Annotated in this window: 10 protein-coding genes and 1 pseudogene; 9 read left to right on the top strand and 2 right to left on the bottom strand. The window is 41.8% G+C overall.

Annotation, left to right across the window (positions count from 1 at the left end):
• Window positions 1-26 precede the first annotated feature (26 nt).
• Both J8L86_RS11135 and J8L86_RS11130 read right to left on the bottom strand, forming a co-directional pair.
• Window positions 27-1,268: a 4Fe-4S binding protein gene (locus J8L86_RS11135; RefSeq protein WP_211030331.1), complete on the bottom strand. Its 1,242-nt coding sequence runs from the start codon at window positions 1,266-1,268 to the stop codon at window positions 27-29.
• A 374-nt stretch (window positions 1,269-1,642) separates the two neighbouring features.
• On the bottom strand, window positions 1,643-2,497 hold the full coding sequence (locus J8L86_RS11130) for a PA4780 family RIO1-like protein kinase (protein ID WP_211030329.1): 855 nt from the start codon (window positions 2,495-2,497) through the stop codon (window positions 1,643-1,645).
• 179 nt (window positions 2,498-2,676) lie between these two features.
• Between J8L86_RS11130 and J8L86_RS11125 the strand changes: the two genes are divergently transcribed.
• The 9 genes and pseudogenes from J8L86_RS11125 to J8L86_RS11085 all read left to right on the top strand — a co-directional run bounded on the left by J8L86_RS11125 (window position 2,677) and on the right by J8L86_RS11085 (window position 16,734).
• On the top strand, window positions 2,677-3,192 hold the full coding sequence (locus tag J8L86_RS11125) for a VF530 family DNA-binding protein (RefSeq protein WP_065109912.1): 516 nt from the start codon (window positions 2,677-2,679) through the stop codon (window positions 3,190-3,192).
• Between the two features lie 203 nt (window positions 3,193-3,395).
• Window positions 3,396-3,689 carry a hypothetical protein gene (locus J8L86_RS11120; protein ID WP_065109913.1) on the top strand — a complete coding sequence of 98 codons (294 nt, stop codon included), beginning with the start codon at window positions 3,396-3,398 and terminating at the stop codon, window positions 3,687-3,689.
• 328 nt (window positions 3,690-4,017) lie between these two features.
• On the top strand, window positions 4,018-5,406 hold the full coding sequence (locus tag J8L86_RS11115) for a DASH family cryptochrome (protein WP_247663342.1): 1,389 nt from the start codon (window positions 4,018-4,020) through the stop codon (window positions 5,404-5,406).
• Window positions 5,406-6,857: a deoxyribodipyrimidine photo-lyase gene (locus J8L86_RS11110; protein WP_211030327.1), complete on the top strand. Its 1,452-nt coding sequence runs from the start codon at window positions 5,406-5,408 to the stop codon at window positions 6,855-6,857. The genes J8L86_RS11115 and J8L86_RS11110 overlap by 1 nt, the downstream gene beginning before the upstream one ends.
• Window positions 6,857-7,003: pseudogene (locus J8L86_RS21160) on the top strand (DUF2256 domain-containing protein); the annotation flags it as partial. The gene J8L86_RS11110 and the pseudogene J8L86_RS21160, both read left to right, overlap by 1 nt.
• A gap of 92 nt (window positions 7,004-7,095) precedes the next feature.
• Complete coding sequence (locus J8L86_RS11100) at window positions 7,096-8,667, top strand: cryptochrome/photolyase family protein (RefSeq protein WP_211030324.1); 1,572 nt, start codon at window positions 7,096-7,098, stop codon at window positions 8,665-8,667.
• Between the two features lie 119 nt (window positions 8,668-8,786).
• Window positions 8,787-9,500, top strand: coding sequence for a flavin reductase (locus J8L86_RS11095; RefSeq protein ID WP_211030550.1), 714 nt, complete (start codon window positions 8,787-8,789; stop codon window positions 9,498-9,500).
• 230 nt (window positions 9,501-9,730) lie between these two features.
• A complete protein-coding gene (locus tag J8L86_RS11090) occupies window positions 9,731-15,610 on the top strand; it encodes a response regulator (protein ID WP_211030322.1) in 5,880 nt (1,959 codons plus the stop codon).
• A gap of 32 nt (window positions 15,611-15,642) precedes the next feature.
• Window positions 15,643-16,734, top strand: a complete 1,092-nt coding sequence (locus J8L86_RS11085; protein ID WP_211030320.1) for a two-component system response regulator — start codon at window positions 15,643-15,645, stop codon at window positions 16,732-16,734.
• The last annotated feature ends 126 nt before the right edge of the window (window positions 16,735-16,860 follow it).

The raw sequence follows: 16,860 nt of genomic DNA, 5'->3' as shown, positions 1-16,860 counted from the left end.
GTGCATAATAGTAGTCTTTTAGCTTATTAATGACCAATACTGCCTAAATGTTGTATTAACATCATTTTTATTTCTGTTGGCGTTTCGCTATGCCAAAAACCACCAACATATGCCCAAAGTGGGATCATAAATAGCAATGACAGCAGTAATATTGTTAAGCCTCTGGCAGACATTTTAGTTCCCCAACGAGTGCTAAAATGCAGCGCCTCTTGTTTAGGGCAAGCTGAGATGCACTTCATGCAAGCTTGGCATTCGTCGCTACGAATTGTCGTTTGAGTGTGAACGATAATGTTAGCTGGACAAGCGCGAGTACATTTATCGCACTTCATCCCTTTGCCTTCAATTAAACATTGCTCAGTGGTGCGGCGTATTTTGAACGGACTTAAAAAACTGAGTAGCCCTAAAAATGCACCATAAGGGCAAATATATCGGCAAAATCCTTGTTTCTTCCAAGCGGCAATACCAAGAATAATACTGAAACAGATAAGGCTTATGATAGTCGGTTTTAAGAAAAACAGCGCCATCTTTAAGTCCGCGACTTTGTGATAATAACCATCAAGATAATGAGGAATACTGGCAAGCGGCATAGTGAAGACTAATAAAATCAGCGCTGCCATTAGCAAGTATTTAAGCATGCGCAATATCCAGTCTAACCAAGCTGGTGGAGCAAACTCTTGTTTGATGAACTTCTTTCTAAGGGCGTAAAGGTAATCGCCAGCTAATCCAAGTGGGCATGCCCAGCCACAAAAGGCGCGCTTACATAATAAGCCTGTGAGTAAAACCACCACTAACATGACGGCAGCAGAAGGGTGGTTTTTATCCCATAACCCCAGCCCTAAAATGGCTTTAAGTTCTATTCCGCCTGCAATCGGTAAAAAGGCATCGCCAATATCTGGACGAACCAATATGGGTTCGACTCCTGCTTTAAGCATGGCGGAATTGATGGCAAATTGTACCCCAACAAGCAGCATAGATAACGCCAGTAAGTGCCTTATCATTTCTCGTAATTGGTTGGCTTTGTTATTGCCTCTTGAGCTTTCGCCAGCAGCGCCGCCTTGGGCCAGTGCAGGTTGAAACTTATTTAACATTGTCACCGCAACCAGAGCCACGACTAGGCCGACAAATAACGGCCAATGGAGAGTCATTAACAGGGCAGAGCCAAGTAATACAGCGCTAATAGCCGCGCCCCATTTTTGTTTACTCCAGTAAAGTAAACTGATGCTATAGACTAGCGCTAGCATTAAGGTGATTGATTCGATAGTACTCATAAGATGACTTATTTATTGTGTAAGTGCTTATGAGAGCCAAGCTCGCTAATCTAAGTTCGTTATCCCATTTCAGATTGTGAATGAGTTCGTAAATTTAATATAAAAATCATAAATAAAATGCGCAATATCACTAACCTGAAATTAACATTATTAACAGGGGTGGTATTTTCAAATTGATTTGATAGGAGGGGAGGAACTTAGCTAAATAGGCTGACCGTATAGTGAAGCCCAATGTTCAGTATTCTTGGGCTTTAGTGATTGTTTTAGTGATTGCTTTCGTTGAGTTTATGGTTGCCAAAGCGAGTGAGTAAGTTGTTTCACTCGCTGGTAGATACGGTTTGCATTCAGGTTTCTCTTAACAATCTTCATTGGCATCAATCTTCATTCGCATCAATAATGCGCTGCAATCTTTCTTGCTCTTCTTCCCGTGCTGCGTTGATTTCTTCAAGCACAGAGTCAACATCAGCGATGTGTTCGCTTTCTGCAAATTCACCTGTAAGTTCAGTGTCTGGCGTTAGTTCTCCTGCTTCAAATAGTGCCCACATTTCTTTGGCATATTGGGTGTTAGCAAGCTCTGGGGCAAACTGGCTGTAGTAGTTTGTCATGTTGTTTACATCACGGGCGAACATCCACACTGCATTATTGTTGGCTGCGGCATCAACCGCTTGTGGCAAGTCGATAATCACCGGGCCTTTGTCATCAACCAGTACGTTAAACTCTGATAAGTCTCCGTGAATAAGCCCAGCACATAACATTAATTTAGCGTATTCAATCATACTGGCGTGATCGCGTATGGCATCTTCTTTTGAAAAGACAACATCATTAAGTCGAGGGGCGACACCCCCCTCACTGTCAGTGACGAGCTCCATTAGTAACACACCAGAAAAACAACCATAAGGCTCAGGCACGCGAACACCCGCAGCGGCTAATTTATATAGCGCATCAACTTCGGCGTTTTGCCAAGCTTCTTCTTGCTGATCTCGGCCGAACTTAGAGCCTTTCTCCATCGCTCGGGCGCGACGGCTATTACGAACTTTTCGTCCCTCTTGGTATTGAACGGCTTGTTTAAAGCTGCGCTTATCAACATCTTTATAGACTTTGGCGCAGCGAATATCATCGCCGCAGCGCACTACATAAACACTGGCTTCCTTGCCGCTCATTAATTGGCGCAGGACGTCGTCGACTAAGCCTTCTTCAACCAGAGGTTGGATTCGTTTTGGGATTTTCATTGCGCCGTTATACCGAGTTTATTAGAACAAAGAAAGACCAATTATCGCCATCAGAGTAAAAAGTATCGTAGTGAACAGTAAAAGCTTTTGGGATAAACACCCAGCGAGATAGCTAAGCGTGTCGATTGCTTGCTATTATGAGGTTTATATTTCGCTCACCGGCATTTTTGGGATCTCTTATGGTTGAACTACAACGAAATAATCCACTGCATGGTTTAAAATCAGAAACAATGGTCGCTGAGCTAGTTGATTTTTATGACTGGAAGATTTTATACGCAGCCCTGCGCTTAGAGTGTTTCAATAATAATCCCAGTTTAGAGTCATGCCTTAAGTTTTTAAAGAAAACCGAATGGGCGCGAGAACGCGTTGAAAGCTTTTATCTGTATCGTTTTAAAAGCATGCCAAAAGGTAATGCTGCCCAGTTTGAGCTAAAACCCCGTGAACGTGGTTTTGCTGATGGCATCGTGCCACGTAAGCCGCAAGAGCTGACTGTTGAGTTAATTGCAGAAATGCGTGAAAAGGCCACAGCTGATTACGAAGAAATGAAGCGTAATAACAGTCGCCCCAACAAGTACGGAAAAGATAAACCCAGAGCGCAAGATAACTATGCTCAAAATAATCATGCTCAAAATAAATCTCGTAATAAAAACCGCCCAGCGCCATCACAAGATCCAAATAACCCTTGGGGTAAATAGGTTGGTTACTTTAGCACTAAGCGTTTTGCTAGACGATATAAGTTACCGTTTAAAAAACTTAGGCTAAGGATAAGTTGCTTAATTTGAATGGGTAGATCAAGCGTCTCATGTTTACCTAGAATAAGGATGTAGAGCACCTAAATACCGATATACGCTCGATTCGAGATATAACTTGCTCAGATTTATTATCAAGGACGTGAACCATGATAAAAAGCTCAACGTTAATAGTGATACTTAGAACTTGTATTTGTTGTGGCATTTGTCTGATTTTACTTGGTATTTATCTACATAACTTTAACCACACTGTTGAAGTGATGGGAGTGAAGGGGATTATTCTCAGCGCCATGTGTGTGGCATTTGGGATGGTGTTGTCATTGCCGACGAAAATGTATTTAACCCTAGTACTGGTTAATCATGAAAACCATCAACGTGAACTTGAGCAGCAACAAAGTGCCAGTCGCAAGTCTCACACCAAAGCGCAGCCAAACGATCCCTAACATCTCCTTTAGCTGTGAATCAAAAGCCGTAGCAAAGCGGCATAAACCTCAGCAGAGCGACATAAACCATAGCAAAGCGGTATAAACCATAGTAGAGCGACATAAACCATAGCAAAGCGGTATAAACCATAGTAGAGCGACTTAAGCCTTAGCAAAGCGCTATAAACCATAGCAGAGCGACATAAACTTTAGCAAAGCGGTATAAGTCTATTTGCTATTGATGAATACAGATCTTCCCACCTCTCACTTAGCAGTTCACTTTTCTAGTAAACCTTTCTGGTGTGCGCTTCGTATCAATAGCATGTTTGAATAATCTCTAGGGTGTGTTTTGTCAGACAATCGCTGCTTATTTGTGTTTACTCAAGACCTTCGCTTACACGACAACATGGCGCTGAATTCGTTATTGCGTCACGCGCAATCAGTGCAGCATGGTGGTCGCTCAAACCAGCAAACGCCAAGTTTGGCTTTTGCCTATGTGTTTGATGAGCAATGGTTTACACCAAGATGTTACCAGCAGCAATCAATGGGACCACACAAACTCAGTTTTTTACTGCAATCCTTGGCAGATCTTCAACAACAGCTCAGTGTATTAGGGCACTCATTGCAGTTATATTTTGGTAATCCAGTTGCAGTGGTTACTCAGTTGGCCGAACAAAACCGCATTAATGCGCTAGGTTACAGTAAATCAGTGGGCTGGGATGAAAGGCAATCTTGGCAGCAAATAGGTAAAAACCTGCCAGATGTCACTCTACTTGCACAGTGGAATAATGGTTTGTTCAGTCAGCAGCAAATGACGCCTTATATTGATGCAATGAACAGCTTCTCGCAGTTTCGCCGTAAAGTTGAAAAGGCGAAGTTACCAGTGGAGTTACCTTGCGATACCTTCAATGGTATTTCGCCACAACCAATCACCTTAGTCAGCCAATATGAAACCGACTTCAGTCAGTTTCAAGCGCCATCTTCCGCTCTATTTTCTGGCGGTGAAAATGCGGCTAATAAGCATATTGAACATTATTTTTCGAGTCATTACGCCAGCGACTATAAACAAACTCGTAATGCACTCGATGGCTTTGAAAATTCGACTAAATTCAGTCCATTTCTCGCTTTCGGCAATGTGTCGGCAAGGGCGTTATGGTCACAGCTAAAGCAATATGAGCGCATACATGGCGCGAATGAGTCGACATACTGGATAGGCTTTGAGCTGCTTTGGCGGGAGTATTTTCATTGGCTTGCTTGGCAACATGGTCCGCAGTTATTTCATTTTAAAGGCCAAGCGGCAGTCAAGCCTCTGACAAGTTTTTTCCCTGAGCGATTTAAAAAATGGTGCTTAGGTAATACTCCTTATCCTTTGGTCAATGCTTGCATGAAACAGCTTAATACGACGGGTTACATGTCTAACCGTGGGCGACAGATTGTAGCCAGTTGTTTAGTGAATGAATTAGGCCTTGATTGGCGCTATGGCGCTGCCTATTTTGAGCAACAACTGATTGATTATGATGTGGCATCCAACTGGGGAAACTGGCAGTACATTGCTGGCGTTGGAGTCGATCCACGTGGTGGTCGCCATTTCAATATCGAAAAACAAACAGCCATGTACGACCCTCAGCATGTTTTTATTCGCCATTGGTTGGGCGAGCAATGGCAGCAAGATCTAGCGTTAAACTTAGATAGCCTTGATGCTGCCGATTGGCCACAAGAACATCAGGAGGCTGGCTAATGCCTATAGCGGTTGTGTGGCTTAAACGAGACCTACGCTTGTCTGATCACGCGCCTTTATTGGAGGCAATTAATTCGGGTTTGCCTGTATTACTTTTATATTGTTTTGAGCCCATAGTCGTTAACGACAAACACACTTCCGCTCGCCACTTACAGTTTATCAATCAATCCTTACAGGATATCCAGCAACGAGTCCCTCAAGGCGCATTACGTTGCAGTCTTGATAACGTGACAGAAACCTTAACAGACTTACATCAGCAATTTGGTATATCGGCGTTATATTCACATCAAGAGGTGGGGCTTAATAGTACCTTTGAACGTGACATCGAGGTGGGGCAATGGTGTGAAATTCAAGGCATTGATTGGCATGAAACACCCTATGGGGCAGTGATACGAGGTTTATCTGATAGACAAAATTGGGACAAGCACTGGCAAAAGGTTATGCGTGCGCCCTTAGCAAATATTGATTTATCGGTAATTGATTGGCTGATTGATGATGAAGCGAAAGGTTCATTGAGTCGATGTGCAGCCTCGCTGCCCAACGCTATAGGCACATTTCAATATGGTGGCGAACAATCAGCTTGGCAAACGCTAACGTCGTTTTTTGAAGGGCGTGGCCAATCTTATGCGTACTCATTATCGAGCCCACTGTTAAGCCAAATTCACTGTTCACGCCTGTCGGCATATTTGGCGTGGGGCAATATAAGTTTGCGTCAGGTATACCAGCAACTTTTACAACACTGGAACACCAAAGGCTGGCGGCGCAGTCTGGTGGCGTTAAGCTCAAGGTTGCACTGGCATTGCCATTTTATCCAAAAGTTTGAAAGTGAATCAGCAATGGAGTTTAGACCGGTCAATCGTGGCTACATTGATTTACCACGAGCCGAAGGGGCTGCTGCTATGCTCAAGTTAGAGGCATGGAAAACCGGTAAAACAGGTATTCCTATGGTGGATGCGTGTATGCGATGTTTAATTCACACGGGCTATATCAACTTTAGAATGCGTGCCATGTTAGTGAGTTTTCTGACCCATCATTTACAGCTTGATTGGCGTTTAGGTGTGCAGCATCTTGCCCAGCAGTTTTTAGACTTTGAGCCAGGGATCCATTACAGCCAATTCCAAATGCAAGCTGGGGTTACTGGCATCAATACCATTCGGATTTATAACCCTGTAAAGCAAGGTATCGAAAAAGATTCTGATGGCGAGTTTGTCAAAAAATGGTTACCTGAACTGGCAGATATTCCAGCTCCTTTAGTGCATTCACCTTGGATGTTGTCACCAATGGAGCAAATGATGCATCAAGTGCAACTCGGTATTGAATACCCTGAGCCAATTGTTGATCTAACTGAAAGCTATAAAGCGGCGCAAAGTCTGTTGTGGCAATGGCGAAGCCGCCCACAGGTAAAACAAGAAGCGCAGCGTTTGTTGCTGCGTCATGTTAGGCATGATTAATGAGAAAATCCGTTGGCGTAAAAAGCACCCTTGCTGAAAAAATTTGTTTGGTTTGTCAGCGGCCGTTTAGTTGGCGTAAAAAATGGCAGCGAGATTGGCCAAATGTGAAGTACTGCTCTAAGCGCTGTGCGGGTGAAAGACGATCAGTTAATGCAAGCTTAGCGAATACCTTACCCGTGAATACAAAACTGACTAAGGCTGAACTAGCTAATAAGCCATTAGTTAAAAAGGAAACGTCATGAAAACAGCCAATCGATTACGACTGATTTTAGGCGATCAACTTAATGCGTCACATTCTTGGTTTCGTCAGACCTGTCCAGAGACTTTATATGTTATTGCTGAGCTAAAACAAGAAACAAACTACACCCGTCATCATGGGCAAAAGGTGTGTGCTTTTTTTGCGGCAATGGGTGCCTTTGCTAAGGCACTACAGCAAGCTGGGCATCGTGTGTGCTATTTAACGTTAGATGACACAGCGTCATTTATAGATTTACCTGAATTACTCCATAGCCTGATTGAGCAATACCAAGCTACACAGTTTGAGTATCAGTTACCTGATGAGTATCGCTTGCGAGAGCAGTTAGCGAATGATATGAATTTCAACACAGGTTTTACGACTCAAGCCTATGAAACAGAGCACTTTTATTTGTCTGATTCAGAGCTCAATGAGTACTTCAAAGCGGGTAAGAAACACCGTTTAGAGCACTTTTATCGCAAGATGCGTAAACGGGTTAATTTACTGATGGATGGAGACAATCCAGAAGGTGGGCAATGGAATTATGATGCTGAAAACAGGAAAAAGTTAACCCCTGCTGACTTTGAACATGTACCCGAAGCATTAGTCTTCAGTCATGATGTTAGCGAAATAATTGCACGGCTAAAGCGCCATGACATTCACACCATAGGTAACATGTCACAGACCTTGCTTTGGCCTGTAACGCGTCAGGAGTCACAGGATTTATTAGTGCATTTTTGTCGCGTTTGTTTAGTGCGTTTTGGTCAATTTCAAGATGCGATGACTGGCCAACTTGATACCTTGCTTTCTCAGCGACAATGGAGCTTATACCACTCTCGGCTATCCTTTGCCATTAATAGCAAAATGCTCAGTCCACAACATGTGGTCGACACCGCGATTGCATCTTATCGCCAAGCAGAGGGTGCCATTTCAATAGCTCAAATTGAAGGGTTTGTTCGTCAAATTTTAGGTTGGCGTGAATTTGTTCGTGGCGTGTATTGGGCCAATATGCCCGAGTATCAACAGCTAAACTATTTAGATGCTACTCAAGCCTTGCCCAGTTGGTTTTGGGACGCTAATACCAAGATGAATTGTCAACACCATGCCATTAAACAATCCCTCGATTATGCCTATGCTCATCATATTCAGCGTTTAATGGTCACGGGTAACTTTTGCCTGATTGCTGGCATTCACCCTGATGAGGTAGACCAGTGGTATTTAGGTATTTATATCGATGCGATTGAGTGGGTTGAAATGCCCAACACCCGAGGGATGAGCCAGTTTGCTGATGGTGGCATTGTTGGTTCAAAAGCCTATGCCGCTAGCGGTAACTATATTAAAAAAATGAGCGACTATTGCACAGACTGCCACTACAAGGTGAATCAAATTGACACGGAGGATGCGTGCCCGCTGAACTCGATGTACTGGCACTTTATGGATAAGCATCAACACCGTTTTAATGCCAACCCTCGCACTAGAATGGTGTACGCCAATTGGCTTAAAAAACCAGAGGCTGATAGGGATCGTATACTGAAGCATGCCCACGGATTATTAGCCAATTTAGATAATATCTAATGTTCAGCTCGGCACACTGGCATCGAGAAACCTTACTTTGAATCAGCGCTAACCATAGTCAGAATGCATTTTACAACCTACTACTTACAACCTACAGGAAACGTCATCATATTATGGCAATGAAGCATTTTAGTTCAGCAGATATTAATGGCTTTGCAGCTCGTCAACGAGCAAGATTTATCAATAGCTTATCAGGGTTTAAAAGCGCCAATCTAGTGGCAACAATTGACGAACAAGGCATCACTAATTTGGCGATGATAAGCTCGGTGTTTCACATTGGCGCGTCGCCTGCGTTAGTCGGCATGATCATTCGCCCCACGGCTGTGCAGCCCACACCAGAAAATAACACCCTCAAAAAAGCGAACATCAGCGCCGCTGAGAATAAAGCGGTCCCCCGAAATACCTTAGCCAATATCAAACGCACTGGTGGTTACACCATCAACCACGTATCGGCAGATATTTATCAGCAGGCACACCAAACTTCGGCTAGGTACGATGATGCTATTTCAGAGTTTGATGCAGTAGGGCTGACAGAAACCTATATCGATGGTGTTGCTGCACCATTTGTTCAACAAAGTCAGCTTAAGTTTTCTTTGTCTGTACGAGAAATTGTGCCATTAACAATCAATAATACGATACTCGTCATTGGAGAAGTCACCCATGTGTTAGTGGATGATGCTGCGGTGAAAACTGATGGTTATATTGATATAGAGTCGCTTAATACAACAACAGTGTCAGGGCTTGATAGCTATCATACTACGCAGCGAATAGCTCGATTAAGTTACGCAAAAACCAATGAGACTCTTTATCAGTTGCCAATAAATGGGAAGTAATTCTAAAGACCTTGAACTGCATAATAATGACAAATCAGTGATTTATATTCTTCTGAAGAATTAGGTTTTTTTACTACCATTTCACTGCGTTTTTATGTTTATTGTATAACTTGTATATGGCTATCAAAATCATGAGTTTAACAATTTTGCTTCATGTTTAAAGTCTTGTTAACCAATAATTTTAAGTGTAGATTTAAGTGTGGTATTTTTTGATGTAAGGATGCATTACTATGCCCTCAGGCAATCTTTCTACTTCTTCATTCCGTTTGTTATTGATTGTATTGGCGGCTGCTTTTTTATGCCTATATCTCCCTTCATCAACGGCTGAGCCCGCTCCTACTGCTTACAAGCATTTATCTGAAGCCGAAATTAAAAGTCTCACTACAGAATTACAATACTATGACGAGATTTTGACATCGTCAGTATTAAGCTATGCATTTTCGGGAGATGAAAAATGGTTAAGTCGTTATCATGAATATGAGCCTAAACTAACAACACTTATTAGTACCTTATTGTCTAGGCAACATGTTGATGACAAAGTACTGATTGAGAAACTTGAACAAACCAATGAACAGTTAATTATCCTTGAAAACCGCACCTTATCGCTGATTAAAAACGATAATCGTAAACAAGCGATGGATATCATTAATAGTGATATTTATCACGAGCTAAAACAAGACTACCTTGAATTATTGTTTGAATTTGCAGATAAAATCATATTGCGTTCTTCTGCGAATGAGCTTGTTATTAAACAGGTTGAAAAAGTCGGCTTAACAGCTGAAGAGCAACAATGGATCAAAGATAATAAAGTGGTTATAGCCATTGATGATTGGCCACCTATGCTCTTTATGCAGGAAGATGGAAAGATAGGCGGTTTCGCAGGGGCTGTTGTCAATAAAATTGTCAATAAGACAGGTTTGCAGCTTGAAGTGGTTGAAGGCGAGTGGAATAGCAACATTGAAGCATTCAATCGTGGAGAAATAGACTTAATCCCTGACGCCTATATGGAAGAAGCTCGGAAAGAGTTTGGCTATTACACCACGCCGTTTTTTTTAGTTAGGGAACTGTTTCATGTAAAAGCAGATAACCTTCGATTTAAAAATAGTATCGATTTAGCCGCCGCAAAGATTGCCATACCAAAGGGTTATACTTCAATCAGAAAGTTGCAGAGCTTCTACCCTAAAATGATCATTGTCGAAACCGCCAATATGCAAGACTCTATTGAACGGGTCATATCTGGAGAAGTCGATGCACTGCTAGATTCAGAAATTGCGATACAACATTCACTTAAGCAAGATGAACTGAGCTCATTAATAAGGGCAATCGATGAAGATATTTTTCCACCAACCTCGGTTCACTTATACAGCAACATACAGCATCCTATTCTACATTCGATACTACAAAAAGGCTTAAATTCACTTAAATTACGTGATTTGATGTTAACTAAAAATGATTGGTTATCCAACAATGTATCGACGACAGCAGACACTGAGCCCAAATTAATTTACTCATTGCTCACGGGTATTTTGATTGTCATAGGCTTGTTTGTGCTAGGAATGTTGGTTAGTTCAAAAATTTTAAAAACGAGTGATGCCGATTTAGCCAATAAATTTGGCTCTAAAAGCTTTAAGCGTTCAGTATTGATTGGTTTAAGCATGTTAGCGCTGATTTTATTAATGCTTATTGCGATTATCATTCAATATACGGAACACAAAAATCGCGGCGAAGTTGAGTACAATTTACACACCTTGCTTACTTCCACCCATCAGCGGTTATTTTACTGGGTTGACTACGAATTAGATGGTTTAGAGCAAGTGGCTCGTAATAAAGAACTGGTCAATATGGTGGAACAGTTGTTGGTGATCCCGCGCGATCGAGATGCGTTATTAGAGTCGCCGATTCAATCAGAAATTAGACAGTTTTTCAGTGATAGAGAAGGCGAACCAGGCTCTTATGGTTTCTTCATCATCTCTCCCAATATGGTGAATTTATCATCACGACGTAATTCAAATATTGGCGACATTAATCTTATTAACCAACATCACCCTGAATTACTCAATAAAGTGCTTGCTGGTGAAAATGTCTTCATTCCACCTATTCGATCTGATGTGTATTTTTCTGAAAGTGTTGAGAGCCAAGTTGATGATAAACCCACGACGATGTTTTTTGCATCCCCTGTCGTTGATAGTAATAACCAAGTTATTGCCATTTTAACTAAGCGAATCAACTTTAATGGTGTTTTCTCATCAATTTTGTCTGCTGGGTTTATTGGTCATAGTGGTGAAATTTATGCTGTCGATAAAGCTGGGTTATTACTCTCTAACGTGCGATTTGAAAGCCAGCTGCGTGACATTGGATTAATTGATCAAAATCAAGATGCCTCGCTTAATATTCGTGTTGCCAATCCTGGTGTTAATTTACTTAGAGCAAACAACATTATTCCGCCCAATCCCGACTGGGAATTGACAGAAATGGCGCAAGGTATTAGCAACAAAACATCTGGGAAGAACCTTGATGGATATAATGATTATCGAGGTGTAAAAGTCATTGGTAGTTGGCTATGGGATGAGAGGCTATCGATGGGCTTAGCGGCTGAAGTTGATGTTGAAGAGTCTTTTGCACTTATCAATACCTTCAAGAGAACCGTGTGGTCTGTGGTGTTTATTTCATTGGCTTTAATGCTCGGTAGTACCTTGTTTACCTTAAGAGTCGGTACACGAGCGACAAGGGCATTAACTCGTTCAAGAAAAGAACTTGAATTGTTAGTCCATGATCGCACTAAAGCGTTGGAAGTCTCAATGCAGCGAACTCGCACCATTATTGATAATGCCTCTGACGGAATCATTGTGGTAAATACATTAGGTGTAATTGAAGAGTTTAGTCCAGCCGCTGAGGCAATATTTGGTTATCGCTCTGATGAAGTGATTAATACTAATATCGACCAATTGATACAACCGGCATTTCACAGCCACTACTTGCTGAATAAAGCGAGCAGCGGTGATACTTCAGTATTTGAACTAACAGGTCTTCGCCAAAATGGCCAAGAGATTACGGTTGAGGTCGCTGTTGGTGAAGCGGTGATTGATCAAGAGCAGATGTTCACCGGTATTGTGAGGGATACCACTGAGCGTAAGGAAGCAGAAGATGCATTGAAAAACGCGATGCAAAAAGCTGAACAGGCAACAAGCTCACTTGCTGAGCAAATGAAATTACAGCAAATATTGATTGATACCGTTCCTCTGCCATTATTTTATAAAGATGCTGAGGGGAGATTCTTAGGTTTTAATAAAGCCTATGAAGAGACCTTCAATGTTAAAGCTAAAGAGCTAGTAGGACTTAAAGTCGCTGATTTAACTTATTTAAGTGCAGATGATCGCAAGTTATATCAAGCGGAAGATACTGACGTCATTTGCAATCAAACGACGTTAAAGAAAGAAATGCGCATTCCATTTGGTGATGGGAAAGTCCATGACACTCTCTATTGGGTGACAGGGTTTAAGGACAGCAATGATAAGCCTGCTGGTTTAGTCGGTAACTTCATTGATATAACCGATGAGAAAGAAAATGCCCGCCAGTTAGAAGACGCGGTTAAAATTGCTGATGAAGCGACTAAAGCTAAAAGTGACTTTTTAGCGAATATGAGTCACGAAATTCGCACACCGATGAATGCCATTATCGGTATGAGTTATTTAACTCAACAAACCGATCTTACCCGCAAGCAATCAGACTATGTTGCCAAAATTCAAAATTCGGCCGAATCACTATTAGGTATCATTAATGATATTTTGGACTTCTCAAAAATCGAGGCCGGTAAACTTGATCTTGAAGTGATCCCGTTTAATTTAAACGATAGCTTTGACAGCCTAGTGCAGATGATTTCTCATAAAATCCAACAAAAAGGCCTTGAGTTATTAATCGATATTGAGCCGAATATGCCCACTGGCCTTAAAGGTGATCCATTGAGGTTAGGCCAAATACTGTTAAACCTTGCCAATAATGCTATGAAGTTTACTGAACGAGGTGAAATTATTGTCAGTGCTCGTTTGGTTGAACAATTTGATGATGTTGTCACTGTTGAATTCTCTGTCAAAGACACGGGGATTGGAATGACACCCGAGCAGCAGTCGCGACTATTCCAGTCATTCAGTCAAGCAGATGCTTCTACAACCCGTAAGTATGGCGGCACAGGACTGGGGTTAACTATCTGTAAAACCTTAACTGAAATGATGGGTGGCGCTATTGGGGTGAAAAGTGAAGCTGGAAAAGGCAGTACATTTTTCTTCACTGCAACCTTTGAACCGACTGATGAAGCTAATATTGAGCAGTCAGTATCAAGTAAAAGTTTATTGAATTTACCTGTTTTAGTGGTTGATGATAGCGTAGCAGCGAGAGAGATTTTGTTTTCCTTGTCTGAAAGCCTTGGCTTTTTACCTGATGTGGCTGCATCAGGAACTGAAGCAATTGAGAAAATCAAAATAGCAGATGAGCAAGGTAAACCCTATCAGTTGATATTGGCAGATTGGAAAATGCCTAGTATGGATGGGGTCGAACTGTGTCAACTTATCCGTGAAGATGCGATGTTGTCAGAACAACCTAAACTTGTGATTGTGACTGCATACGACCGTGATGAAATGCTTAAAAAAGCCAGTGATGTTGGTATTGATAGTGCGATTACTAAGCCGGTAAGCGCCTCAACATTATTGGATACCGTATTGAGTGTCATGGGAAAAACTGCGGCAATAAAGTCTACCAGTAATCATAATAAAATGGATGTATCTGCGGCGAAAGATATCGTCGGTGCTCACGTATTATTGGTTGAGGATAATGACATAAATCAGGAGATCGCCACAGAACTGTTGCATATGGCAGGCTTGAAAGTGTCATGTGCGTGTAATGGTGAAATCGCGGTGAATATGGCGCTTGAACACGAATATGCTGCAATATTGATGGACATTCAAATGCCAGTGATGGATGGCTATGAGGCAACCAGAACCATTAGACAACATGCCCATATGCAATCTATACCTATTATTGCTATGACAGCAAATGCGATGAGCGGCGATAGAGAAAAATGTGAGGCTGCAGGTATGAATGATCATATACCTAAGCCAATTAATCCTCAGCAAGTTTACCAAACATTAGCCAAATGGATTGAGCCAACAGGGCTCACTTTAGATGAGTCTTCACAAGAAGAACCGCAAGCGCAATCAAAGGTTCCAGCGTTAATATTGCCTGATTTTGATGTTGAAACTGCTCTTGGTCGAATGTCAGGTAACGTAAAAGCTTACCGAAAAATGCTCGCTAAAGTGGCGGCCTCAGAATCAGATGCAATTGAGCGGGTAAAACAAGCCATTGCAGCCAAAGATATCACCACAGCGATTATTGCCATTCACACTGTAAAGGGAGTGGCGGGTAATGTTGGGGCTAATTTTGTCGTGCCTTTAGCCGCTAAATTAGAAGCTGCACTGAACGAGCAAAAACAAGCTGGTGAATGTGTGGAATCTGAGGTCATTATTCAACTGTTTAATGAATGCAGCACTCAAATCGACAAAATGGTGACTCAGATTGAGCATGATATGGCACATGCCAATCAGCAAGATGCAGAGCAAGCTTCCCCCTTACTAGGAGACAATTGGCCAAGCCAAGCGGTTTTTTTAACCCAAGTAGAGGCGCTCAGTGAGCAAATCGATATGATGGATAGCACTGCTGTGGACAGTATTGAAGAGGTGCTTAATGGCCTTAAAGGGATGAAGCAAGATCTTGGGCAAGCACTCTATGAGGCATTATCTGAATATGATTTTGATGCAGCAGAAGTTTTATTGCCACAGTTTAAAGAGCAAGTTATTAATTCATTAGGTGCAGCCTCCCATAGCGAAAGTCAGCTTTTTATCAGTGATGAAGATTTGCTGGTAAAACTGGGTTCGATTTCCGAGCAAATTGACGATTTTGATTCAACAGTAGGGGACAGTGTCGAACTGTTACTTGAGCAAACCATTACCCCTGAACTAAACGGACTATTAGAGGCGCTGTTAGTCACACTCAGCGAATACGATTTTGATGCTGCGTCAGAACAACTTAAACATATTTTGGTGACAGTTAAAGGGACTTAGTGCCCATGAATAAGTATAAATAAGGATATAAAATGGTTGAATCAAAGAAAGCGACGATTCTGGCTATTGATGATACTGCGACTAATATCGAAGTGGTTAAAGGTGTATTGTCAGATGACTACTTAATCCAAGCAGCCCTTAGCGGCAAAGTTGCGTTAAAGATTATTGATAAGCGTAAACCTGACTTAATTTTACTGGATGTGATGATGCCAGAAATGGATGGTTATCAAGTATGTCAGCACCTTAAGTCTCAAGATGAGACCAAAGATATCCCTATTATATTTTTGACCGCCAAAGTACAGGAAGAGGATGAAACCAAAGGGTTAGCCTTAGGTGCGGTGGATTATATTACTAAGCCCATTAGCCCGGCGATTTTAAAAGAACGGGTTAAAAACCACTTATTATTGAAAGCATCTCGTGATTTAGTTGAACGTCAAAATGAAATTCTAGAAGAGCGAGTGATTGAGCGAACCAAGCAGCTTGCTGAGATTCAAGATGTGGCAATGGTGGCAATGGGAGCGCTAGCTGAGTCTCGAGATCCTGAAACAGGAAATCATATTAGGCGAACACAGCATTATGTAAAAGCCTTAGCTATTGCGATGGCTAAAACCCCAGATTTTAAGGATATCTTAACCCCAGAAATCATCACTGCGATGTATAAGTCAGCACCACTTCACGATATTGGTAAAGTCGGTATTCAAGACAGTATTTTACTGAAGCCTGGTAAGCTTACAGATGAAGAATTCGACATAATGAAAAAGCATACCACCTTCGGTCGAGATGCACTGAATGCAGCTGAAAAGTCGATGGATATTGCAGATAACTTTCTTATTTTTGCCAAAGAAATTGCCTATTATCATCATGAAAAGTGGGATGGCTCAGGTTATCCCGAAGGTTTAGCTGGCGAAAATATTCCGCTTTCTGCAAGGCTGATGGCCATTGCTGATGTATACGATGCACTCATTTGTAAACGTGTTTATAAAGCTGCATTTAGCCATGAAAAAGCCGTGAGTATTATTCGTGAAGGCAAAGGGTCTCATTTTGATCCTTTGATGGTTGACTGCTTCATGGAGATCACACAAGAGTTTGATGATATTGCTCAAAAGTTTTTAGATGAAGAATAAGACCCGCCGTCGCAAGAGTAAAAGCAAGAGACTTTATTAATACCAAGTGCATGTGATTTAGATAGACACTATTACAGAACGTATGGGGCACTATTACATAACGTATGGGCAGTGGGGCTCGCTTAT

Origin of the sequence: Shewanella sp. MMG014 (assembly GCF_018100775.1) — a bacterium.
In the GTDB taxonomy this organism is placed as follows: Bacteria; Pseudomonadota; Gammaproteobacteria; order Enterobacterales; family Shewanellaceae; genus Shewanella; species Shewanella japonica.
This window is presented reverse-complemented; position numbering and strand designations above follow the sequence as displayed.

Excerpts from the sequence above, each read along its gene's own strand:
- J8L86_RS11130 (WP_211030329.1), bottom strand. The coding sequence starts at position 2,497 with ATGAAAATCCCAAAACGAATCCAACCTCTGGTTGAAGAAGGCTTAGTC.
- J8L86_RS11090 (WP_211030322.1), top strand. The coding sequence starts at position 9,731 with ATGCCCTCAGGCAATCTTTCTACTTCTTCATTCCGTTTGTTATTGATT.
- J8L86_RS11100 (WP_211030324.1), top strand. The coding sequence starts at position 7,096 with ATGAAAACAGCCAATCGATTACGACTGATTTTAGGCGATCAACTTAAT.
- J8L86_RS11135 (WP_211030331.1), bottom strand. The coding sequence starts at position 1,268 with ATGAGTACTATCGAATCAATCACCTTAATGCTAGCGCTAGTCTATAGC.
- J8L86_RS11120 (WP_065109913.1), top strand. The coding sequence starts at position 3,396 with ATGATAAAAAGCTCAACGTTAATAGTGATACTTAGAACTTGTATTTGT.
- J8L86_RS11125 (WP_065109912.1), top strand. The coding sequence starts at position 2,677 with ATGGTTGAACTACAACGAAATAATCCACTGCATGGTTTAAAATCAGAA.
- J8L86_RS11110 (WP_211030327.1), top strand. The coding sequence starts at position 5,406 with ATGCCTATAGCGGTTGTGTGGCTTAAACGAGACCTACGCTTGTCTGAT.
- J8L86_RS11095 (WP_211030550.1), top strand. The coding sequence starts at position 8,787 with ATGAAGCATTTTAGTTCAGCAGATATTAATGGCTTTGCAGCTCGTCAA.
- J8L86_RS11085 (WP_211030320.1), top strand. The coding sequence starts at position 15,643 with ATGGTTGAATCAAAGAAAGCGACGATTCTGGCTATTGATGATACTGCG.